At 62.1% G+C, this 22,448-nt stretch carries 17 protein-coding genes and 1 pseudogene; 10 read left to right on the forward strand and 8 right to left on the reverse strand.

From position 1 onward, the window contains the following. Window positions 1-164 precede the first annotated feature (164 nt). The 6 genes from BM408_RS05085 to BM408_RS05110 form a co-directional block, all read right to left on the reverse strand. Window positions 165-860: an ABC transporter ATP-binding protein gene (locus BM408_RS05085; protein ID WP_074574254.1), complete on the reverse strand. Its 696-nt coding sequence runs from the start codon at window positions 858-860 to the stop codon at window positions 165-167. Beyond that, window positions 860-1,630: an ABC transporter ATP-binding protein gene (locus BM408_RS05090; RefSeq protein WP_092127604.1), complete on the reverse strand. Its 771-nt coding sequence runs from the start codon at window positions 1,628-1,630 to the stop codon at window positions 860-862. Before BM408_RS05090 ends, BM408_RS05085 begins: the two co-directional genes overlap by 1 nt. Window positions 1,631-1,735: 105 nt before the next feature. Further along, window positions 1,736-3,028, reverse strand: coding sequence for a branched-chain amino acid ABC transporter permease (locus tag BM408_RS05095; RefSeq protein ID WP_092127607.1), 1,293 nt, complete (start codon window positions 3,026-3,028; stop codon window positions 1,736-1,738). Window positions 3,029-3,040: 12 nt separating this feature from the next. Continuing rightward, on the reverse strand, window positions 3,041-3,994 hold the full coding sequence (locus tag BM408_RS05100) for a branched-chain amino acid ABC transporter permease (RefSeq protein WP_092127610.1): 954 nt from the start codon (window positions 3,992-3,994) through the stop codon (window positions 3,041-3,043). Window positions 3,995-4,124: 130 nt separating this feature from the next. After that, entirely contained in the window at window positions 4,125-5,372 is a 1,248-nt protein-coding gene (locus BM408_RS05105; protein WP_092128480.1) for a branched-chain amino acid ABC transporter substrate-binding protein, read from the reverse strand. Between the two features lie 328 nt (window positions 5,373-5,700). Then, window positions 5,701-7,329 carry a 3-(methylthio)propionyl-CoA ligase gene (locus BM408_RS05110; protein WP_092127611.1) on the reverse strand — a complete coding sequence of 543 codons (1,629 nt, stop codon included), beginning with the start codon at window positions 7,327-7,329 and terminating at the stop codon, window positions 5,701-5,703. Window positions 7,330-7,633: 304 nt separating this feature from the next. On the opposite strand from BM408_RS05110, the gene BM408_RS05115 reads away from it, so the two are divergent. The 9 genes and pseudogenes from BM408_RS05115 to BM408_RS23140 all read left to right on the forward strand — a co-directional run bounded on the left by BM408_RS05115 (window position 7,634) and on the right by BM408_RS23140 (window position 14,442). Further along, on the forward strand, window positions 7,634-8,329 hold the full coding sequence (locus BM408_RS05115) for a Crp/Fnr family transcriptional regulator (RefSeq protein WP_092127612.1): 696 nt from the start codon (window positions 7,634-7,636) through the stop codon (window positions 8,327-8,329). A 43-nt stretch (window positions 8,330-8,372) separates the two neighbouring features. After that, window positions 8,373-9,866: a protein adenylyltransferase SelO gene (locus tag BM408_RS05120; protein ID WP_092127614.1), complete on the forward strand. Its 1,494-nt coding sequence runs from the start codon at window positions 8,373-8,375 to the stop codon at window positions 9,864-9,866. A 45-nt stretch (window positions 9,867-9,911) separates the two neighbouring features. Next, complete coding sequence (gene msrB, locus BM408_RS05125) at window positions 9,912-10,325, forward strand: peptide-methionine (R)-S-oxide reductase MsrB (RefSeq protein WP_092127616.1); 414 nt, start codon at window positions 9,912-9,914, stop codon at window positions 10,323-10,325. A 69-nt stretch (window positions 10,326-10,394) separates the two neighbouring features. After that, on the forward strand, window positions 10,395-11,024 hold the full coding sequence (locus BM408_RS05130; RefSeq protein WP_092127618.1) for a septation protein A: 630 nt from the start codon (window positions 10,395-10,397) through the stop codon (window positions 11,022-11,024). Continuing rightward, window positions 11,021-11,320 (forward strand): BolA family protein, encoded by a 300-nt coding sequence (locus BM408_RS05135; protein WP_092127620.1) that lies wholly within the window; start codon window positions 11,021-11,023, stop codon window positions 11,318-11,320. The genes BM408_RS05130 and BM408_RS05135 overlap by 4 nt, the downstream gene beginning before the upstream one ends. A 107-nt stretch (window positions 11,321-11,427) precedes the next feature. Then, a complete protein-coding gene (locus BM408_RS05140) occupies window positions 11,428-12,213 on the forward strand; it encodes a peptidylprolyl isomerase (RefSeq protein ID WP_092127622.1) in 786 nt (261 codons plus the stop codon). Between the two features lie 167 nt (window positions 12,214-12,380). Continuing rightward, window positions 12,381-13,238 (forward strand): metal-dependent hydrolase, encoded by an 858-nt coding sequence (locus BM408_RS05145; protein ID WP_254774712.1) that lies wholly within the window; start codon window positions 12,381-12,383, stop codon window positions 13,236-13,238. 202 nt (window positions 13,239-13,440) lie between these two features. After that, a pseudogene (locus tag BM408_RS23135) lies at window positions 13,441-13,569 on the forward strand (ribosomal protein L7/L12); the annotation flags it as partial. 102 nt (window positions 13,570-13,671) lie between these two features. Then, window positions 13,672-14,442, forward strand: a complete 771-nt coding sequence (locus tag BM408_RS23140) for an ABC transporter substrate-binding protein (RefSeq protein ID WP_254774733.1) — start codon at window positions 13,672-13,674, stop codon at window positions 14,440-14,442. A 27-nt stretch (window positions 14,443-14,469) separates the two neighbouring features. Here BM408_RS23140 and BM408_RS05155 read toward each other — a convergent pair whose 3' ends face one another. Both BM408_RS05155 and purL read right to left on the reverse strand, forming a co-directional pair. After that, window positions 14,470-17,097, reverse strand: a complete 2,628-nt coding sequence (locus BM408_RS05155; RefSeq protein ID WP_139237303.1) for an autotransporter family protein — start codon at window positions 17,095-17,097, stop codon at window positions 14,470-14,472. Between the two features lie 186 nt (window positions 17,098-17,283). Then, window positions 17,284-21,321 carry a phosphoribosylformylglycinamidine synthase gene (purL, locus tag BM408_RS05160; RefSeq protein ID WP_092128486.1) on the reverse strand — a complete coding sequence of 1,346 codons (4,038 nt, stop codon included), beginning with the start codon at window positions 21,319-21,321 and terminating at the stop codon, window positions 17,284-17,286. A gap of 256 nt (window positions 21,322-21,577) precedes the next feature. On the opposite strand from purL, the gene map reads away from it, so the two are divergent. After that, window positions 21,578-22,420 carry a type I methionyl aminopeptidase gene (gene map, locus BM408_RS05165; protein WP_092127626.1) on the forward strand — a complete coding sequence of 281 codons (843 nt, stop codon included), beginning with the start codon at window positions 21,578-21,580 and terminating at the stop codon, window positions 22,418-22,420. Window positions 22,421-22,448: the final 28 nt, after the last annotated feature.

Here is a 22,448-nt window from a genome sequence, read left to right on the forward strand (position 1 = left end):
TTTCAGTTGTCTCGGCTGGCGCTGCGGCCTCGGTCGACCTTAAAAAAAGTACGACCGTTCTTTTTCCATTGTAGGGGGCGTTTGTGACGGCACAAGTCCCCGGATGGACTGTTCAGTCTATTTTTGTCCCTGCGGTGACATGCCCACGGCAAACAAACCGTTTTTTACACTTCCAGCCACTCTTTGCGGATGTAAGCATCGGCCCGCAGGCTGTCGGGCGTGCCGTCAAACACGATGCTGCCGTGGCCCATGACCAGCGCGCGGTCGGAAATTGCCATGGCAATCGTCAGTTTCTGCTCGATCAGCAGCACCGAAATGCCCTTGGCCTTCAGTGTTTGCAGGTACTGGCCGACCAGCTCAACGATCTTGGGCGCCAGGCCTTCGGTGGGCTCGTCAATGATGATGAGATCCGGGTCGCCCATCAGCGTGCGGCACAGCGTGAGCATCTGCTGCTCGCCGCCCGAGAGCACGCCGGCCTCGGTGTGCTGGCGTTCGCGCAGCCGGGGGAACATCTGGTACATGTCTTCAAACGACCAGCGCGAGCCCTTGCCGGAGCCCTTTTGGCCGAGCAAGAGGTTCTGGTGCACCGTGAGCTTGGGAAAGATGTCGCGGTTCTCGGGCACATAGCCGATGCCAAGGTGGGCAATCTGGTAGGCCTTCTTGCCGACGATCTCCTGCTTTTTCCAGAGGATGGAGCCCTGGCAATCGACCAGGCCCATGATGGCCTTGGCCGTGGTGGAGCGGCCCGAGCCATTGCGGCCCAGCAAGGCGACGATCTGGCCGGGCTGCACGTCGAAATGCACGCCGTGAAGGACGTGGCTTTTGCCGTAGAAGGCGTGGAGATTCTGGATATGCAGCATCAGTGGCCTCCCGCCTGGGCATCGGCAACCGACGAGCCTAAATAAGCTTCTTGCACGCGCTGGTCGGCGCGCACGGCCTCGGGTGTGTCGTAGGCAATGATTTCGCCATAGACCACCACCGCAATCTTGTCGGCCAGGCCAAACACCACGCCCATGTCGTGCTCCACCGTCAGCAAGGTCTTGCCCACGGTGACTTCCTTGATGAGGTTGATAAAGCGGCTGGTCTCGGAGCGGCTCATGCCGGCCGTGGGTTCGTCCAGCAGGATGACGTTGGCGCCGCCGGCAATCGTGATGCCGATTTCCAGCGCGCGCTGCTCGGCATAGGTCAGGTTGGTTGCCAGCACGTCGCGCTTTTTGTCGAGCTTGATCATGGCCATCAGTTCATCCGCACGCTGGTTGGCGTCGTCCAGGTCGGCCAGAAAGCGGAAGAAGGTGTACTTGTAGCCCAGGCTCCAAAGCACGCCGCAGCGCAGGTTTTCAAACACGCTGAGCTTGGGGAAGATATTGGTGATCTGGAAGCTGCGCGACAAACCCAGCCGGTTGATCTCAAACGGCTTTTTGCCGTCGATACGCTGGCCGTTGAGCAGCACCTGCCCGCTGGTGGGCTCAAACCGGCCGCTGATCAGGTTGAACAGCGTGGACTTGCCCGCGCCGTTGGGGCCGATGATGGCGACGCGCTCGCCAGCCTTCACCTGGAGGTTGGTGCCGCGGATGATTTCGGTCTTGCCAAAACTCTTGCGCAGGTCTTTCAATTCAAGTGAGTAGGTCATATTACTTTCCCCACCAGCAGGGGCCGCGGAACCGGCTTTGCCGGGCCGCAGGCGCAGCGCCCACTCGGGGGGCAGCGTTTACACGAAGTGAATTAGCGTGGGGGCTCACAGTAGTTCCCTTCGCTTGATCTCTTTTTCAATGTCATTCTGGATTTCGCCCCATTGCGTCAAAAACTGCCGGCGCGTGAGTTCAAAGAGCACCAGGCCGGTGATCAACACAAAACCGGCGCCCAGCCAGCTGTTGATATTGGTGGCATTGAGCCGCACGCCCATGAAGCCCAGCTCGGCGCCCAGTGCCGCATTGAGCTGCAGGTGGTAAATCATTTCCACCATGGCTGCGGCGCCCACCAGCGCCGTCAGCGCCGTGATGGCCAGGCCCAGGTAGGCCACCCACAGCTCCCTGAACTTGCCGAAGGAAGCCACACGCAGGTTCATCATGATCAGGCTGGCGATGCCGCCCGGCGCATACATCACCATAAAGAGGAAGATCAGGCCCACATAAAGCAGCCAGGCCATGGAAAGCTCAGACAGCAGGATCAGCGCCAGCACCAGCAGGCCGGCGCCGATGATGGGCCCAAAGAAGAAGGTGGCGCCACCCAGGAAGGTGAACAGCAGCAGGCTACCCGAGCGCACACCGCTCACCACTTCCGCTGTGACGATTTCCGAGTTGATGGCCGCCAGGCCGCCGCCTATGCCGGCGAAGAAGCCGGCAATGATGAAAGCGTAGTAGCGCACACGCTGTGTGTTGTAGCCGATGAATTCCACGCGCTCCGGGTTGTCGCGCACGGCGTTCAGGATGCGGCCCAGCGGCGTGCGGGTAAAGGCAAACATGGCGGCCGTGCAGATGAAGCAGTAAACGGCAATCAGGTAATAAACCTGGATCTGCGGGCCGAAGCTGATGCCGAAGACCGGCTTGCCATACGCGCGGTTGGTGGTGATGCCGCCCTCCCCACCAAAGAACTCGGGGAACATCAGCGACATCGCAAACACCAGTTCACCAACGCCCAAAGTGATCATGGCAAAGGTGGTGCCGGCTTTTTTGGTGGTGACATAACCGAACAGCACCGCAAAGAGCAGGCCCGACAGCCCACCCACCAGAGGTATCAGCGGCAGCGGGATATAGAACGCGCCCTTGGCGGCCAGATTCATTGCATGCACAGCCAGGAAGGACCCCAGCCCGGCATAAACCGCATGGCCAAAACTGAGCATGCCGCCCTGCCCCAGCAGGATGTTGTAGCTCAGGCAAATGATGACCAGGTAGCCAGCCTGCGACAGCATGGTGAGCGCCAGGCTGCTTTTGAACATCATGGGCGCTGCAATCAGCAGCAGCGCATAAAGCGCCCAGAGCAGCCAGCGGCCGACGTTGTAAGGTCTGAATTCGTGAAACGGTCGTGTCATGTTGTTCAGCCCTTAGCCTTCGCGTGTGCCCAGAAGGCCTTTGGGCCGGAAGATCAGGATCAGCACCAGGAAGAGGAAAGGCAATATGGGTGCGACCTGCGAGATGGTGAGCTTGAGCAGCGGGTAGCCAAAGGTTTCGGGTGTCACGGCATACTTGAAATGGCCGAGGAGCGTGATCAGGGACTGGTCCATGGCCACGGCGAATGTCTGGATCAGGCCGATCAGCAAGGACGCCAGGAAGGCGCCGCTCAGCGAGCCCATGCCGCCCACCACCACCACGACAAAGATGATGGCGCCGACCGAGCCGGCCATGGCGGGTTCCGTCACAAAGGTATTGCCGCCAATCACGCCGGCCAGGCCTGCCAGCGCCGCACCGCCGCCAAACACCAGCATGAAAACACGCGGCACGTTGTGGCCCAGGGCTTCCACTGTTTCAGGATGAGTGAGCGCGGCCTGGATGACCAGCCCGATGCGCGTGCGCGTGAGCAGCAGCCAGATGCTGATCAGCATGACGATGGAAATCAGCATGATGAAAGCGCGCGACTTCGGGAAATTGGTGCCGAAGACGGTAAAAAGAGGCCCTTCCAGCCCGGGCGGCAGCACGTAATTGACGGCAGACCGCCCCCAGACCAGTTGCACCAGCTCCAGCAGCAGGTAAGACAGGCCGAAGGTCACCAGCAGTTCCGGCACATGGCCGAACTTGTGCACCTTGCGCAGGCAAAAGCGCTCAAAGGCCGCCCCCATGGCAAACACCAGCAGCGGCGCGACCAGCAGCGACCACCAGAAGCCAATGACCTGCGAGGTGCTGTAGGCGATATAGGCTCCGACCATGTAGAACGATGCGTGGGCGAAGTTCAGCACACCCATCATGCTGAAGATCAGCGTCAGGCCGGAGCTGAGCATGAACAGCAACAAGCCGTAGCTCAGGCCGTTAAGCAAAGAGATGGTGAAGAATTCCAAATTCATCAATAACCGCCTGAAGCTGGAAAAAGTTTAGAGGGCAAGAAGGTGGAAGCAGGGGCAGCAGGGGCAGCAGTAAAGAAAAAGGCCCGAGGATTGGTCGGGCCTTAGCCTTGGTTACTACCCGCTCAGGGCATCAGCCCGGACGCTTCATCTGGCACGAGGTGGGCGTGCTGGCCACATAGGGCTCGTAGTACTTCACAGGCACAAAGGTGTAGCCGGTGTTCTCCGCATCGTAGGGGTACTTGCCGCCGGCTTTTTCCCATTTGTCGATGTAAAGGCCCTGCTGCAGCTGGTGGTCGGTCTTGCGCATCTCGACGTCGCCGTTAAAGCTCTTGAAGCGCATGCCTTCCATGGCCTTGGCCACCACGGCCGGCTCGGTCGACTTGGTTTGCGCCATGGCTTCGGTCAGGATGGTGAAGGCGTGGTAGATCGCGCCGGTGTAGAAGTCGTCGTTGAACTTCTTCTTGTACTCGGCCTGCAGCTGCTGGATTTCGCCGCCCATGTTGAGGTGGTTGTACGACACCATGTACACACGGCCGGCAGAGGCAGCGCCCAGTGCCGTCGGAGTGCCGGTAACGCCACCGTAGTAGGTGTAGAACTTGACGTTGCTCAGGCCCGCCTCGTTGGCGGCTTTCACCAGCAGCGAGAGGTCTGAGCCCCAGTTGCCGGTGATCACGGTGTCGGCGCCGGATTGCTTGATCTTGGCGATATAGGGTGCGAAGTCGCGCACCTGGGCCAGCGGATGCAGGTCTTCGCCGACGATCTGGATATCAGGGCGCTTCGAAGCGAGATTGGCCTTGGCGAACTTGGCAACCTGCTGGCCATGCGAGTAGTTCTGGTTGATCAGGTAGACCTTCTTGATGTCCGGCTGCTCTTTCATGAAGGCGGTCAGCGCTTCCATCTTCATGGAGGTGTCGGCATCCAGGCGGAAGTGCCAGTATTCGCACTTGCTGTTGGTGAGGTCCGGGTCCACCGCGGCGTAATTGAGGTAGACAACCTCTTTGCCCGGATTCCGCTCGTTGTACTTGGACAGTGCGTCCATGATGGCCAGCGCCGGGCCGGAGCCGTTGCCTTGCACCACATAGCGAGCGCCCTGGTCAATCGCGGACTTCAGCGCGTTGGTGGTTTCCTGCGGGCTCAGCTTGTTGTCGATGCCGATGATCTCGAACTTCACACCGGCCTTGTTCTTCTTGCTGAAATGCTCAGCCAGAAACTGGAAGCCCTTGAGCTGGTTGGTGCCGACGGCCGCCATCAGGCCCGACAGCGGGTCGAGCCAGGCGATCTTGACGGTCTGATTCAGGTTAACGGCGCCTGGCGCCGGCGCCGCCGTGGCGGCTTTGGCCGGCGCGGCGGCCTTGGCGGGCGCCTGGGCCAGGGTCATGCCGCTGTAGAGCATAGAGGACACCGCCAGGGCGATGCCTGCATGTTTTGCGAAAAATCGGGTCTGGGTTGTCATCCCTTGTCTCCTGAAAATTTATGAATTTGTGAACGAAATCTAACGGGGGAACCGGCAAAGGTTAGGTTAAAAAATGCTGCACTGCGTCAGGGAATGCCCTAGCCAATGTCACAGATGTGACCCAGAGATAAAGCCCCACGTTCACTCACTTCGTGTAGCTCTCTGCCCCCGATGGGACCGCCCGCCTGCGATCTGGCAAAGCCAGTCCCGCGGCTCATGCTTGGTTTGAATTTGGGCTCCTCGAACTTTGGTTTTAGCTCTGGGGCAATTTGTAGTCTTTAAGGAGTTCACGCAGCTTCGTCTTCAGCATCTTGCCCGTGGCACCCAAGGGGATGGCGTCGACAAAAACCACGTCGTCGGGGATTTGCCATTTGGCGGTCTTGCCTTCGTAAAAACGCAAAAGCTCGTCGCGTGTGACATCCATGTCGGGCTTTTTGACCACCGCAATGATGGGCCGCTCATCCCATTTGGGATGGGCCACGCCGATGCAGGCGGCCATGGCAACGGCTGGGTGCGCAACGGCAATGTTCTCCACGTCGATGGAGCTGATCCATTCGCCTCCCGACTTGATGACGTCCTTGCTGCGGTCGGTGATTTGCAAATAGCCATCGGCATCGATGGTGCCGACGTCGCCCGTGGGGAACCAGCCGTCCACCAACGGGTCGCCGCCCTCGCCTTTGAAGTATTCGCGAACGACCCACGGCCCTTTGACATACAGGTCGCCAAAGACCTTGCCATCCCAGGGCAGGTCTTTGCCGTCCGGGTCAACGATCTTCATGTCGACGCCGTAAATGGCGCGCCCCTGCTTGAGGCGTATCTTCATTTTTTCGGCGTCGGGCAAGGTGTCGTGTTTGTTCTTGAGCACGCAGAGCGTGCCCAGGGGGCTCATCTCGGTCATGCCCCAGGCGTGCAGCACTTCGACGCCATAGTCTTCGCGGAAGGCATTGATCATTGCCGGCGGGCAGGCTGAGCCGCCAATGACGGTGCGCCGCAAGGTCGAAAACTTCAGCCCGGCAGGCCTCATGTGCGTCAGCAGCATCTGCCACACGGTGGGCACGCCGGCGGCGTAGGTGACCTTCTCGGCCTCGATCAACTCATAGATCGACTTGCCGTCAAGCGCGGGCCCCGGAAACACAAGCTTGGCGCCGGTGAGCGCGGCTGAATACGGAATGCCCCAGGCATTGACGTGAAACATGGGCACCACCGGCAGGATGGAGTCACGCGCGGAAATGCACATCACGTCGGGCAGCGCTGCGGCATAAGCATGCAGCGTGCTGGAGCGGTGGCTGTACAGCGCCGCTTTGGGGTTGCCCGTGGTGCCGCTGGTGTAGCACATGCTGGAGGCGGTGTTCTCGTCAAAGCTGGGCCAGGCGTAGTCGGCGGTCTGCGCGCCTATCCAGCTTTCATAGCTCTGCAGGTTGGGCACGCCGGAATCAGCCGGCAGCTTGTCGGCGTCGCACAGCGCGATGTAGTGTTTGATGGTGGGGCATCTCGCGTGCACGGCCTGCACCAGCGGCAGAAAGCTCAGGTCGAAACACAGCACCTGGTCTTCGGCATGGTTGGCGATCCAGGCAATCTGGTCGGGGTGCAGGCGCGGGTTGATGGTGTGCAGCACACGGCCGGAGCCGCTCACGCCGTAGTACAGCTCCAGGTGGCGGTAGCCGTTCCAGGCCAGCGTGGCCACACGGTCGCTGAACGCGAGCTTCAGGCCGTCGAGCGCATTGGCCACACGGCGGGCGCGGTGGGCAACGTCCTTGTAGGTATAGCGATGCAGGTCGCCCTCTACGCGGCGCGAGACGATTTCCGCGTCGCCGTGGTGGCGCTCCGCGAACTCGATCAGCGATGAGATCAGCAGCGGCTGGCTTTGCATCAAACCTAACATCGTCCGTGTTCCTTTCATGCCCTGAAGAGGCGTGCTTTAAATCGAAATACCTTGAACGAACATCGTACCCCGCGCACCTTCACGAGTCCTTCGGGAAAGTCCGCAGCAACGTTACCTCTGTGACACCTGAGTGTCCGTACGCAGCGACCTCTGCTGCAGCTTTGTGACGGGATGCGGTACTGTCACGCCAAAGCACCAAAGACACAAACCATGTCGTTCCACCGACAGTTTCTAGGTAGATACCCGCCTCGCGCGGCGTGCTGAGAAGGCCTGCCCGCATCGCGGCCGGAGGACAATCAGCGCCATGCCGTTTCAAGCCATCTCCCTGCCCCACCGCTTTCTGATCGGCCAGCCATGGTTTGCGTCGCTGCCGGCTGACCTCCAGGCGCGGCTGCTGGAGCGCACCTTCACCGAGGACGGGCGCAAGGGTGAAGTCTTGCTGCCCGAAGGTGCTTCGGTCAAAGGCTGGTACGCCGTGCTGTCAGGCCTGGTGAAACTGCAAAGCACTTCACCGGAAGGCCGCGTGTCAGCCTTTCTGGGCGTGCCTGACGGCGAATGGTTTGGCGAAGGCTCGACGCTGAAGACCGAGCCGCGCCGCTACGACGTGATTGCCCTGCGTGACACCACGCTGCTGTGCCTGCCACGCGCCCTGTTCGAGGAGCTTCTTGCCTCCTCGCTGCCTTTCAACCACTTTCTGGTGGCGCACCTCAACAGGCGCCTGGGCCAGGCCATGACCATCATCGAAGCCGGCCGCATGCGTGCGCCCGAGCAGCGTGTGGCGCTGTATTTGAGCCGGGTGTTCTGGCAGGGGCGGCGCAAGCTGCTGCTGTCGCAGGAAGAGCTCGGCCTGTTGGCGGGCCTGTCGCGGCAGACCGTCAACCGGGTTTTGCAAACCCTGGAGGGGCAAGGCATGGTATCGCTCGAGTTCGGCCGTGTCGCGCTGCTGGACGAGCAGGCTCTGGCGTCTTACGCCAGCCGGCCGGTCGATCAGAAGGTTTAACCCCGCTTCGGCAGGGCCGCTGAGGCAGCAGCACAATACAGCCATGACCTCTGTGACAGACGCTCCCGCCGCCCACCCAAGCCTTGCCGGATCAGCCGGACTGAACTGGATCAACAGTTTTGCCGGGCTGGGCCCGGATTTCTACACCGAACTCCAGCCGACCGCCTTGCCCTCCCCCTACTGGGTAGGAAAAAGCCGCGCGCTGGCCCGCGAGCTGGGCCTTGAAGACGCCTGGCTTGAATCGGCCGACACGCTGGAAGCCCTGGCAGGCAACCGCCTGCTGCCCGGCGCCAGGCCGTTGGCCAGCGTTTACAGCGGCCACCAGTTTGGCGTCTGGGCGGGGCAACTGGGCGATGGCCGTGCCTTGCTGCTCGGTGAGATCGACACGCCCGCCGGGCCGCGGGAAATCCAGCTCAAAGGCGCCGGCAAGACGCCCTACTCCCGCATGGGCGACGGCCGTGCGGTGCTGCGCAGCTCTATCCGCGAATTTTTGTGCTCGGAAGCCATGCACGGCCTGGGCATACCGACCACGCGTGCGCTCTGCGTCACGGGCTCTGATGCGGCTGTACGGCGTGAAGAAATTGAAACCGCGGCGGTGGTCACCCGCACGGCGCCCAGTTTTATCCGCTTCGGCCATTTCGAGCACTTCAGCTATAACGACCAGCACGCGCAGCTCAAGGCCCTGGCCGACTACGTGATTGACCGTTTCTATCCCGCCTGCCGCGAAGCCCCGCAACCCTATGCGGCGCTGCTGGAAGCGGTGAGCGAACGCACGGCCCACCTGATGGCCGCCTGGCAAGCCGTGGGCTTTTGCCACGGCGTCATGAACACCGACAACATGAGCATCCTGGGCCTGACCATCGACTACGGCCCGTTCCAGTTTCTCGATGCCTTTGACCCCGGCCACATCTGCAACCATTCGGACACCCAGGGCCGTTATGCCTACAACCGGCAGCCCAACATGGCCTACTGGAACCTCTTTTGCCTGGGCCAGGCCTTGCTGCCCCTGATCGGCGACCAGGAACAGGCGCTGGCGGCGCTGGAGCCCTATAAAACCATCTTCCCCGACGCGCTGCAGGCGCGCATGCAGGCCAAGCTGGGCCTGGCGGACAGCCGGGAGGGCGACAAGGCCCTGGTGGAGAGCACCTTCAAGCTGCTGGCCGGCAACAAGGTGGACTACACCATCTTCTGGCGCCGGCTGAACGGCTTTACACCCCAAAGCGGCCATGAAGCGGTGCGCGACCTGTTCTTTGACAGGGAATCCTTCAATACCTGGGCGCTACAATATTCAGAGCGCCTGACGCAGGTGGATACTGGGAAAAGGGCCGATTTGATGCTCAAAAACAATCCCAAATTCATATTGCGCAACCATTTGGGCGAAGAAGCCATACGCGCCGCGAAACTAAAAGACTTTTCCGGGGTCGATACCTTGCTTGCGCTGCTGCAGACCCCATTTGATGAACATGCCGGCCACGAGAGCTTTGCCGGTTTTCCGCCTGACTGGGCTTCATCAATTGAAATCAGTTGCAGTTCGTAACACCCAAGCCAGATATCCCCAACACCCACTACGCCAGGACCCGACATGAGCGCCAAGATCCAGAAAACCGATGCCGAATGGAAAGCCCTGCTGGCCGAAAAAGGAGCCGAGCCGGCTGCCTTTGAAGTCACCCGCCATGCCGCCACGGAGCGGCCCTACACCGGCAAGTACGAGGCTGTATGGGCTGACGGCAACTACCACTGCATTTGCTGCGGCGCCAAATTGTTCGAATCTGAAACCAAATTCGACGCAGGCTGCGGCTGGCCGAGCTTTTCCGAAGAGGCCGTGCCGGGCGCGATCGAAGAAATCGTGGACCGCAAGCACGGCATGGTGCGTACTGAAACCGTGTGCGCCAGCTGCGGTGCGCATCTGGGCCACGTGTTTCCGGATGGCCCCTCCCCCACAGGCCTGCGCTACTGCATGAACTCCGCCTCATTGGACTTCAAACCCCAGGAATGACAATGGGACCGGGCCGCGCGCCGGGCGGGAATCGTTTAAAGGCCTGCGCTTAGGCCAGATAATCAGCACATGAAAATTCTTTTCGACTTTTTGCCTATCGCCCTCTTCTTCGGCATGTTCAAGTACGCCGAAGGCAACAAGGACTGGGCAGCCGCTACAGCCACCGAGTGGCTGGGTTTTATGGTCTCCGGCGGCGTGGTGGGCCCGTCTGAAGCGCCGGTGTTGCTGGCCACGGTGGTGGTGATCATTGCCACGCTGGCGCAGATCCTTTGGCTCAAGGTGCGCGGAAAAAAGGTCGACACCATGCTGTGGATCAGCCTGGGGCTGGTCACGATTCTGGGCGGCGCCACGATTTATTTCCACAGTGAGAACTTCATCAAATGGAAGCCCACCGTGCTGTATTGGGTCATGGGCGGCGCCCTGCTGTTTGGCCAGCTGGTGCTCAAGAAGAACGGCATCAAGTCGCTGATGGGCGCGCAAATGACTTTGCCCGACGCCATCTGGCGCGTGGTCAACCTCAGCTGGGTCGGGTTCTTCGCCGTGATGGGCCTTCTCAACCTCTGGGTGGCCTTTACCTTCTCCACCGCCACCTGGGTCAACTTCAAGCTGTTCGGCGGCCTGGGCCTGATGTTGCTCTTCGTGCTGGTGCAGGCGGTTTATCTCAACAAGCACATCAAGCAGCCGGACACCGCGCCATGAACGCAGGGCTTTCCAGCGTGGCGCCGCAGCCCGTACGCGCCCATGCCATTGAGCAGCAACTGAGAGCGCAGCTTCAACCGACGCAACTCGAAGTTCTGGATGAAAGCGCGGCCCACGCCGGGCATTCAGGCGCCAACGCCGAAGGCTACGGCAGTCACTTCCGTGTGCGCATTGCCAGCCCGCTCTTTACAGGCAAGAGCCGCGTGACGCGCCACCGGCTTGTGTATGATGCACTGCAAAATTTCATTGACCAGGGCCTTCACGCGCTGGCAATTGAAATCATCGAATCACCCTGAAAACCGCTACCGCCCCGGCTCCGGCCAACCGGGCAAGCACCACCCAAAGTCATTCAAAAAGCCATTCAAGCTACCCAGGCAATCATCAAAAGGACTGCATCAACATCATGAAAAAACAACTCTTACTGGCTACCGTTGCTTCAGGCCTGCTGGCCTTCGCCGCACAAGGCGCCCTCGCGCAGAACGTCGCCATCGTCAACGGCAAGGCCGTACCCAAGACCCGCCTGGACTCGCTGGCGCAGCAAGTCGTCAAGTCCGGCCGCCCCGTCACGCCGGAGATGGAAGGCCAGCTGCGTGAAGAAGTCATCGCGCGCGAAGTGTTCATGCAGGAAGCCGACAAGCTGGGCCTGGGCTCCAGCGACGACGTCAAGGTGCAAATGGAACTGGCCCGCCAGACCATCCTGATCCGCGAGCTGTTCTCCGACTACCAGAAGAAAAACCCGGTGACGGAAGCCGAGATGAAGGCCGAATACGACAAATTTGCCGCGGCCAACGGCGGCAAGGAATACAAGGCCCGCCACATCCTGGTCGAAAAAGAAGCCGAAGCCAAGGAAATCATTGCCAGCCTGAAAAAAGGCGGCAAGTTTGACGACATCGCCAAGAAGAAATCCAAGGACCCCGGATCCGGCGCCAAGGGCGGCGACCTCGACTGGGCCAACCCTTCGAGCTATGTGCCTGAGTTCACGGAAGCGCTGGTCAAACTCAACAAGGGCCAGACCACCGACGCGCCGGTGAAGACCCAGTTCGGCTACCACATCATCCGTGTGGACGACATTCGTGACGCCCAACTGCCTTCGTACGAAGAAGTCAAACCCCAGATCGCCCAGCAAATGCAGCAGCAAAAGCTGGCCGCCTTCCAGAACGACCTGCGCAAAAAAGCCAAGGTCGAATAAAACCAATTTGGGCGCGGTGCCTGTCGCGCCCCACCGGTTCAGAAAAAGCAGCCTTTCGGCTGCTTTTTTTCTTGGGGCTCGCTTCAGGCAAGGGAAATTTGCGCAAATTGCTGATTGACGACAGGGGTCGAGGCCGTTCCAATGGCTCACATCCATCAGGAGGTCCCATGTCCATCAGCTCTCAATTTTCTGCGGCACCCATGGCGTTCTTGCGCGGCCTGCTTCTTGGCGCCGCCTTGTTAGCCACCACCCTGGTATCAGCGCAAAGCGGCAAAACCGAAGTTCTCTGGCTCGGGCAAGCCGCCACACGCATCACGACGCCTACCGGCAAGGTCATCGTGATCGACCCGTGGATAACGACCAACCCCAAGACACCGGCCAACTTCCGCACGATTGAGTCAGTGGGCAAGGTCGACCTGATTCTGGTGACGCATGGCCATTTCGACCATTTCGCCGATGCGCCTGCCTTGTCGCTGCTGAACAAGGCTCCGATGTATGGCCCAGCCGGCCTCAACCAGTCGGTGATCGCGCTGGGCATTTTGCCGGTGGAACTGGCGCCGCGCTTCGGCAAAGGCGGCACCATTCAGCCTTTTGGCCCGGGCGGCGTGAAAATCACGGCCGTGCATGCGGAGCATTCGTCCGAGCTGGGCTGGAAAAATCCGGCCACCGGCAAGGAAGAAGTCCATGTCGGCGGTGAACCGGTCGGCTACATCATCGAGATGGAAAACGGCTTCAAGATCTGGCATATGGGCGACACCGGCGTCTTTGGCGATATGCGCTTGATCGGCGACATGTACCGCCCAGACCTGGTGCTCATTCCCATTGGCGGCCACTTTGTGATGAACCCGGTGGACGCAGCCATGGCGGTCCGCGAGATGATCCGTCCCCGCTTCGCGCTACCCATCCACTACGGCACCACACCCGTGCTTCGCGGCACGCCGGCTGAATTCAACGCAGCACTCGGGACCGCACCGGGAACCGCGCGCATGGTGACCCTGGACCCCGGCCAGAAGGTCGACTTCTAGGCCTCTGATGACCAGCTCTACTGACCTGTCCAATCCGCCCACCCCGGTGCTGCCTCAAGCGGTACAAGACGCCTTGCAGCGCGGCAACCTCGTCGAAGCCATCAAGCTGATGCGCGCCGGCACAGGCCTGGGCCTGAAAGAAACCAAGGACGCCCTGGAAGCCTACATGCGCGGCGAGCCGCCGCCGGCGGGCTTTGCGCCTATGGCACTGCCCGTGGGAGCGCCATTGCCCGCCACGGTTCAGGAAGCACTGAACCAGGGCAACAAGATAGAGGCCGTTCGGCGGCTGCGAGGCCTGACCGGGCTGGGCCTGAAAGAGGCCAAGGACGCCGTGGATGCCGCAGGCGTGGGCCGGGGCCAAGCCGCAGACCTGTCTCCGGGGCAGGTCCGCAATTCAAATGGCCTGTGGTGGTGGCTGATCGCGCTGGCCGTGATGGCGCTGGGTGCTTTTGCGTTGCTCGGTTGCGCGACCAAGCCGCCCGCCCCGGTTGCCGAACTTGCGCCCGGCGGCAAACTGCGCGCCGCCATCAATTTCGGCAACCCCATCCTGGCCGTGAAGGATGCCGCCAGCGGCGAGCCGCGCGGTGTTTCGGTGGACCTCTCGCGCGAGCTAGGGCGCCGCCTGGGCGTGCCTGTAGAGCTCGTCACCTTTACCTCCGCCGGCAAGGTGGTTGAAGCGGTTCGTGATGCCCAGGTGGACATCGCCTTTGTAGCCATCGACCCCGTACGCGGCGCCGACATGCTCCAAACGCCACCCTACGTCATCATCGAAGGTGCCTACCTGGTAAGAAACGACTCGCCGATCCGGCGCAACGAAGAAGTCGACCAGGCGGCCAACCGCGTCGTGGTGGGCAACGGCAGCGCCTACGACCTGTACCTGACCCGCGAGCTGAAGGCTGCCAGGCTGGTCAAGGCCCCTACTTCACCGGCAGTGACCGATGTCATGGTCGCGCAGAACGTCGAGGTGGCGGCAGGCGTCAAGCAGCAGCTTGAGGCCGATGCCAAACGCGTGGCGGGTGTCCGCCTGTTGCCGGGACGTTTTATGGTCATCAACCAGGCCATGGGCTTGCCTAAAGGACGCGAGGCCGGTGCGCGTTACCTGACGGGCTTCGTCGAGGAGATGAAGGCCTCGGGCTTTGTCGCTGCCGCGCTGGCACGTCATGGCATTGAAGGTGCGGCTGTAGCACCGCCTTCGAAACCTTAAGAACTTTTCTGCAGGCTGCGTCGCCCGTCACCAAAGGTATTTCAAGCCAACCTGGACCTGGCCTCCCTGTTGATACGCACCGCCGATATTGCCCAGGCTGGACAGGCCGCCATAAAACGCCAGCCTCGCGTTCATTTGCGCCGTCAGGCCGACCCCCAGCTCCAGGGCTGTGGCCGTGCGCGAAGCAGCCACGGTGTCCACACCGCCAAACGTCACGCCGTTGTTGCCTTTGAAGGTGTGCCAGAGATTGGCGAGCAGGTAAGGCCTCCAGGTCGAACTTCCCTCAAGCGCCCCGCGCAAGCGCGCGCCAACCCTGCCAGTCAGGGCGTTGTCGCGCTCGATATGCACGCTGGAAACGCCGTCGTCGAAATCATTGAATGTGGTGCGTTGCCAGATCAATTGCGCCTGCGTTTCCAGCACCAGTTTTTCACCCAGCGCCAGAGGGTAACCGGCCTCGGCCGACGCTGTCAGGGCGTTTGCGCGGGTGTTGCCTCCGAGGGTTTGCACAGAACGGGTGTTGACCCTGAGCAACGTCGCCATCAGCACCATATCGGCATAGGCCCCGTTGGCTTCCACGCGGCTCCAGTAGCCGCCCAGGCTGTAGCCGTCCACGCTCAGCCGGCCCGCACCCGTGCCGCGCAAGCCACCAACAAAGCCACTGGCATCGCCCCGGGTACTGGTGTAGCCGGCCAGCAAACCTGCGCGGCTGTATCCTCCACCACCTCCACCACCTCCACCACCTCCACTGCCTTCACCATCACGAAGGTAGAAGTCGTGGCCGGCCTGCAAGCCCGACACGGTACCGTCAAACTGCGGCGAGGCGTCGCCGTCCTGGCTCTGCTTGAGCGCCTGCCCAAAGACCCGTGCCCAGGACGCAGGGCGCGCGCCGTCCTGCGCAAGCAGCCGCTGGCCGCCCTGGCGCTGGTGGAAAGTGCCCAGCTGCATCAAGCCGCCCTGCCGGACCGCCATGGGAATGCTGCTGTACAACGCCACTTCAGGCCGATAGAGGGAAACGGCTTCTATGGGGGCATTGCTCGCCGCCGCGAGGGCGGCAGCTTGTGCCTGCGTCGCCACCACAACGCCGGCCACCGCGAAGGCGGTGGACCGCAAATACCAGTTGTCGGGGTTGTTGCCCGTTGCCCCGCCTTTGAACAGCCGGTAATCGTAGGCCCCAGCCTGCACCGGCTGGGCCAGCGCGAACGCGCTGCTGCCCGTGGACGCGCCATTGACCGCCTGGACCACAAGAAGGCCATCGCTCGTTGTGCGACCACCCACGCCGCCGCGATTGACGACCTGAATGCCGGTATTGCCGCTTGCGGCACCGCCGTCGATGACCAGTTGGTCAACCGGCGAGTTGTCGGTGCCCAGCACCGCGTTGAGTTGCAGCAATGCATTGCTGCCGGTGTAGTTGCCACGCACCGTCAGGGCGCCGAATCCGTTGCCTGCACCCGGGCCGGGCAGCAAGGTGCCCTGGCTGGTGACATTGCCGACAAAGGTGCCGGTGCCTGCAACGCTGCTTCCAGCCTGCACGGCGATGACAGGGCTGGTCAATGTGCTGCTGAAAGTGAAGGTGCCCGTCTGAACCTGGATGCCGTCGGAGAAGCTGGCATTGGTAAGCCAAGACCAGGCCGTGCCGCGCATGATCAGATTCTGAAAATTACGGAAGTTGTTGTCGACGGTACCGCTGCCTTCCAGAAAGGTGTTGCTACGCTTGACAATGCCGCCGTCAGCTGCCCCTCTGATAACCGAGCCCGTCTGCAGGATCAGCGTGCCGGTGCCCAAGGTTGCGCCCATGGTGATGGCGTCACCGCCACCGGCGCCTCCGTGCCCTTCGAGATAGCCCGCGTTGACAAAGGTGTCATTGCCGTTCTGCCCGCGCAGCGCGTAGGAATTGGCGCTGACGATGGAGCCCCCTGCCCGGTTCTCGACCCGGGAGAAAAAAGTCGCTCCCGTTGTGTTGGCGTGCACGCCGTCTGCATCAGATGCACCATTGGCGCCGCTTGCGCGTATGGTGCCGGTATTGACCAGCACATTCGCAACCAGGTTGCCGCCTTGCAGGAACACACCCTTGGAGCCCGTGCCGCTGACCGTGATGCTGCCGCTGTTGGTGATGCTGTTGCCGGGCCCGAAGGTCAGGATGCCGTGCGAGCTGCCGCCTGTGGTCGTGATGCTGCCGGTGTTGATGATCTGCGTGCCGGTGCTGCTGCCTCCGACGGCGATGGAAATGCCGGCGGTGCTGGCGCTGGTGGTACGCAGGCTGCCGTTGTTGATCAGGATGTTGTTATTGCCCGAGCCGCCGATGGCGAAACGTGGAGTCCCGGCGCCGCCCGATATCGTGATCTGGCCGTTGTTGGTGATGGTGCTGCCATCCCGAACCAGCAACCCCTGCGTGGCGTTGGTGGTCAGGAGGGCTCCCGTATCCACCAGAATGATGACGTTGGTGGACCCCGGCGCCGCCACGACCGTTGTCGAGCCCACGTCGGTCCCCGAGCAGGTGACGGTGATGCCGGAGCCCGGCGCGGTGGTGGGAAGGCAAGCTGCCCGGCTGTTGGTGACAGCGCCGCCGGCCAGCACTGCTATGGCGCCGATACCCCAGGCGGTTGAGCTGGTCAGGATGGAACGACAGAAGCTTCCACGCCCGCACTTCGGAATCACGGCTGATCCTCCAGAGGTGCCGCAGGCCACGAATGGGCGGCCTTAGCGGTTCAGGCAATGTAGGTCGTTTTGACTCGCGCAGCCCCTTGAAAATACAAAAGACTACAACTGACACGTCTTGCGTGCCATGTGGCCAGGCCCGGCGCCAGAGAACGCCGGTTCAGAGCAGCGGCACCCCGCCGCGCCCTAACCCACCCACTTGCGCGCGTTGTGCCAGAGGCTCATCCACGGGCTGTGCTCGCTAGCGTCACCTGAAGTCCAGCTCTTCTGGATGTTGCGAAACACGCGCTCAGGGTGCGGCATCATGGCCGTGAAGCGGCCGTCGGCGGTCGTCACAGCCGTGAGGCCGCCGGCGCTGCCGTTGGGGTTGGCGGGGTAGGCTTCCGTCGCTTTGCCGTCGTTGCCGGTGAAGCGCATTGCGGCAATCGCCTTGGAGGCATCGCCCCGGAACGCAAAGTTGGCATAACCCTCACCATGCGCCACGGCGATCGGCAGGCGGCTGCCGGCCATGCCTTGCAGGAAGATGCTGGGGGACTCCACCACTTCGACCATGCTCAGCCGCGCCTCAAAGCGTTCGCTGCGGTTGGTGGTAAAGCGCGGCCAGGCTTCGGCGCCCGGAATGATGTCAGCCAGTTCGGCAAACATCTGGCAGCCATTGCACACGCCCAGGCCGAAGGTGTCCTGACGTGCGAAGAAGGCCTTGAACTCTTCAGAGAGAACCGGGTTAAAGGTGACCGAGCGTGCCCAGCCTATGCCGGCCCCCAGGGTGTCGCCGTAGCTGAAGCCGCCGCAGGCCACGATGCCCTTGAAGTCGGCCAGCTTGGCGCGGCCGGTCTGCAGGTCGGTCATGTGCACGTCGCAGGCTTCAAAACCGGCCTCGGTGAAGACATAGGCCATTTCGATGTGCGAGTTGACGCCCTGCTCGCGCAGCACCGCCACACGCGGCCGTGCCGACAGATTGAGCGCGGGTGCTGACGGCACTTTGGCCGGGTCAAAAGTCAATTGAACGTGCAGGCCTGAGTCGGCGGGGTTGCCGGCCGAAGCGTGTTCGGCGTTGGCGCAGTCCGGGTTGTCGCGTTGCTGGCAGATCTTCCAGCTGACCGAATCCCAGACCTGGTGCAGGTCTTGCAACTTGGCCGAGAACACGGCCTTGGTGTCGCGCCAGACCTGGATCTCGCCCTTGCCGACCTCCAGCGAAGCGTGCTGTGGGCGGGTCTTGCCGATGAAATGGCTGAATCTGGAAAGGCCGTGCTCACGCAAGACCTGCATCACCTCGTTGCGCTCGGAGGTCGCGACCTGGATGACCGCGCCCAGCTCTTCGTTGAACAAGGCCTTGAGCGTGAGCTCTTCGCGGCGCGCGCCGACCTGGCTTGCCCAGTTCTTGCTGTCGCCCGTATCCATGCGGCTGTCGGAAATACCGTCGCCTTCGACCAGCAGCATGTCGATGTTGAGCGACACGCCGACGTTGCCGGCAAAGCCCATTTCGCAAACCGCGGCAAAGAGGCCGCCGTCGCTGCGGTCGTGGTAGGCCATCAAGCGGCCATCCTTGCGCAGTGCATTGACGGCGTTGACGAGGTTGACCAGGTCTTTCGGGTCGTCCAGGTCGGGCACATCGCCCTCTTCCTTGTCCAGCGTCTGCGCAAGGATGGAGCCGCCCATGCGGTTCTGGCCCTTGCCCAGGTCGATCAGGATCAGCGTGCTGTCAGCCTCATCACGGTTCAGTTGCGGCGTAAGCGTGCCGCGCACATCAGGCAGCGTGGCGAAAGCGCTCACGATCAGCGACACCGGCGAGGTGACCTTCTTGCTGTCAGCGCCTTCACTCCACACGGTGCGCATCGACAACGAATCCTTGCCGACCGGGATCGAGACGCCCAGCGCCGGGCACAGCTCCATGCCCACGGCCTTGACGGTTTCGTACAGCGCGGCGTCCTGCCCAGGCTCGCCGCAGGCGGCCATCCAGTTGGCGGAGAGCTTGACACGTGGCAGCTCTATAGGCGCGGCCAGCAGATTGGTAATGGCCTCGGCAACCGCCATGCGGCCGGAAGCGGCTGCATTCACGGTGGCCAGCGGCGTGCGTTCGCCCATGCTCATGGCCTCGCCGGCAAAACCGCTGTAGTCGGCCAGGGTGACAGCGCAATCGGCCACCGGCACCTGCCAGGGGCCAACCATCTGGTCGCGGTGCGTGAGGCCGCTCACCGTGCGGTCGCCAATGGTGATCAAAAAGCGCTTGGAAGCGACCGTCGGGTGGCTCAGCACGGCAATCGCGCTTTTCTGCAGGTCCACGCCGGTCAGGTCAATGGGCTTGACCGTGTGTTTGACCGATTTCACGTCGCGGTGCATCTTGGGCGGCTTGCCGAGCAGCACATTCATCGGCATGTCTACCGGCGGGGCGGCGTCCTTGTCGGACAGCACCAATTGCTTTTCTTCAGTCGCCACGCCAATCACGGCAAACGGGCAACGCTCGCGCTCACAAAAAGCCTGGAACTGCGGCAGCGACTCTGGCGCAATCGCCATCACATAGCGCTCCTGGCTTTCGTTGCTCCAGATTTCCTTGGGCGAGAGGCCGCTTTCCTCCAGCGGCACGCTGCGCAGGTCAAACTTCGCGCCGCGCCCGGCGTCGTTCACCAGCTCAGGAAAGGCGTTGGACAAGCCACCGGCGCCCACGTCGTGGATCGCCAGGATGGGATTGGCTGCGCCCAACTGGGCGCACTGGTTAATGACTTCCTGGGCACGGCGCTCGATTTCAGGGTTGCCGCGCTGCACGGAGTCAAAATCGAGCTGCGCCGCATTGGCGCCCGAGGCCATGGAGCTGGCCGCGCTGCCGCCCATGCCGATACGCATGCCGGGGCCGCCCAGCTGGATCAGCAGGGTGCCGGCCGGGAACAGGATTTTTTTGGTGAGCGCGGCGTCAATCGTGCCGACGCCGCCGGCGATCATGATGGGCTTGTGGTAACCCCAGCGCTGGCCGCCCACGGTTTGCTCGTATTCGCGGAAGTAGCCGGCCAGGTTGGGCCGGCCGAACTCGTTGTTGAAGGCCGCGCCACCCAGCGGGCCTTCCGTCATGATTTGCAAGGGGCTGGCGATGTGTTCGGGCTTGCCGTAAGACGTGGCAGCGTCGTCAAACAGCCTGGATACCGTGAAGCCCGTCAGGCCCGCCTTGGGCTTGGAGCCACGGCCGGTTGCACCTTCGTCGCGGATCTCGCCGCCCGCGCCGGTAGAGGCGCCCGGGAAGGGAGAGATCGCCGTGGGATGGTTGTGCGTCTCGACCTTCATCAATACGTGCATTTGCACGTCGTTGGTGGCGCTATAACTTTGGTAGCTGCTTACGCTAGTCCCTGCTGGGCTGGGGGCCGATTTGGCATAAAACCGCTGGGTTTTGTAGCCTTCCATGACGGAGGCGTTGTCGGAATAAGCCACCACCGTGTGCTGGGGATGCAGCTTTTCGGTGTTGCGGATCATGCCGAACAGGCTGATGCCCTGCGCCACGCCGTCAATGGTGAAGTCGGCGTTAAAGATTTTGTGCCGGCAGTGCTCGCTATTGGCCTGGGCGAACATCATCAGCTCGACGTCGGTCGGGTTGCGCTTGAGCTGGGTAAAGGCGTTGACCAGGTAGTCGATCTCATCGGCGGCCAGCGCCAGGCCGAACTCCGCGTTGGCCTTTTCCAGCGCGGCTTTGCCGCCTGCCAGCACGTCGATGGTCTGCAGGGGCGCCCCTTGCAACTCGGTGAAGAGGCCGGCAGCCTGCGCGCGGTCGAACATCACGCTTTCGGTCATGCGGTCATGCAGCAGGCCGGCCACCTGCTCGCGCTGGGCGTCGGTCAGGGCGGTTTTGCTGAAAAAGCCGGATTTCAGGGTGACGCGGTATTCGGTGATGCGCTCGATGCGCTTGACGGCCAGGTCGCAGTTGTGGGCAATGTCCGTGGCCTTGGAAGCCCAGGGAGAGACGGTGCCAAAACGCGGGGAGACGATGAAGACCAGGGCGTCATCGGCCTTGCCGGTGCCTGCCGCGCAAGGATCGCCGTAGGTGAGCAATGCCGCGAGCTGGGCTTTGACGGCGTCCGAGGGGGGTGATTCAGTCGCCACCAGGTGCACAAACCGGGCACTGATGCCGACGATTTTGTCGTGGATGGCTTGCAGGCGGGGAAGGAGTTGCTGGACGCGGAATTCGCTGAGGGCGCTGATCCCGTGGGGTTCGGCCTCAAAAGTCGTCAGGTGCAGGGTCACGGTAGCGGTGGCCTTGTAGTGGGAAGTGGGCAGCTCATGGCTGTTTTGGGGGTTTAACACCGCCTGCAAGCGCCCGTTTGTGGCCGGCTTTGCGGGGTTCGCGTTAACCCGTAATTTTATCAGTGACTGGGCGGGTATCCCGTCCTGCGAGCGTCGGGCACGGGCACTTTCGCGCTTGATTCAGGCCAAAAACACAAAAGCCCTTGCCCTCATGCTGAAAATGCATGCGCCTGGGAGCAGTGGGATAATCAGGGCCATGAGTATTACCTACAAAGATGCGGCAGGAATTGAAGGCATGCGCCTTGCCGGAAGGCTGGCTTCCGAGGTTCTGGACTACCTCACCCCCTTCGTCAAACCAGGCGTCACCACCAACGAAATCGACCGGCTGGCCCATGACTACATGACCCAGGTGCAGGGCACCATCCCCGCCACCCTGGGCTACGGCCCTCCGGGCTATGTGCCCTACCCCAAGTCGCTTTGCACCTCCGTCAACCACCAGGTCTGCCACGGCATTCCCAACGACAAGCCAATGAAAAAGGGCGACATCGTCAATATCGACGTGACCGTGATCACCAAAGACGGCTGGCATGGCGACAACAGCCGCATGTACCTGGTCGGCGAAGCCTCGATTGCCGCCAAACGGCTGTGCAACATCACTTTTGAAGCCATGTGGCAGGGCATCATGCGGGTCAAACCGGGCGTGCGGCTGGGCGACATCGGCTTTGCCATCCAGACTTTTGCTGAAAAGCAGGGCTTTTCCGTGGTGCGCGAATTTTGCGGCCATGGCATCGGCAAGAGCTTCCACGAGGAACCCCAGGTGCTGCATTACGGCCGCCCCGGCACGCTCGAAGAGCTCACACCCGGCATGACCTTCACCATCGAGCCCATGATCAACGCCGGCCGGCGCGACATCAAGGACGGCCCGGAAAAGGACGGCTGGAGCATCGTGACGCGCGACCATTCGCTGTCGGCCCAGTGGGAACACACGATTTTGGTGACCGAGACCGGTTATGAGGTGCTGACGATGTCCGCCGGCAGCCCGCCGACGCCGGCGTTTGTGCCGCAGCAAAGCCCGGCCCAGGCCACGGCCACCGCCTGACCGGCACGCCCAGTGCCCGCGCTGCACG

This window comes from Polaromonas sp. YR568 (assembly GCF_900116715.1).
Classification (GTDB): Bacteria; Pseudomonadota; Gammaproteobacteria; order Burkholderiales; family Burkholderiaceae_C; genus Polaromonas.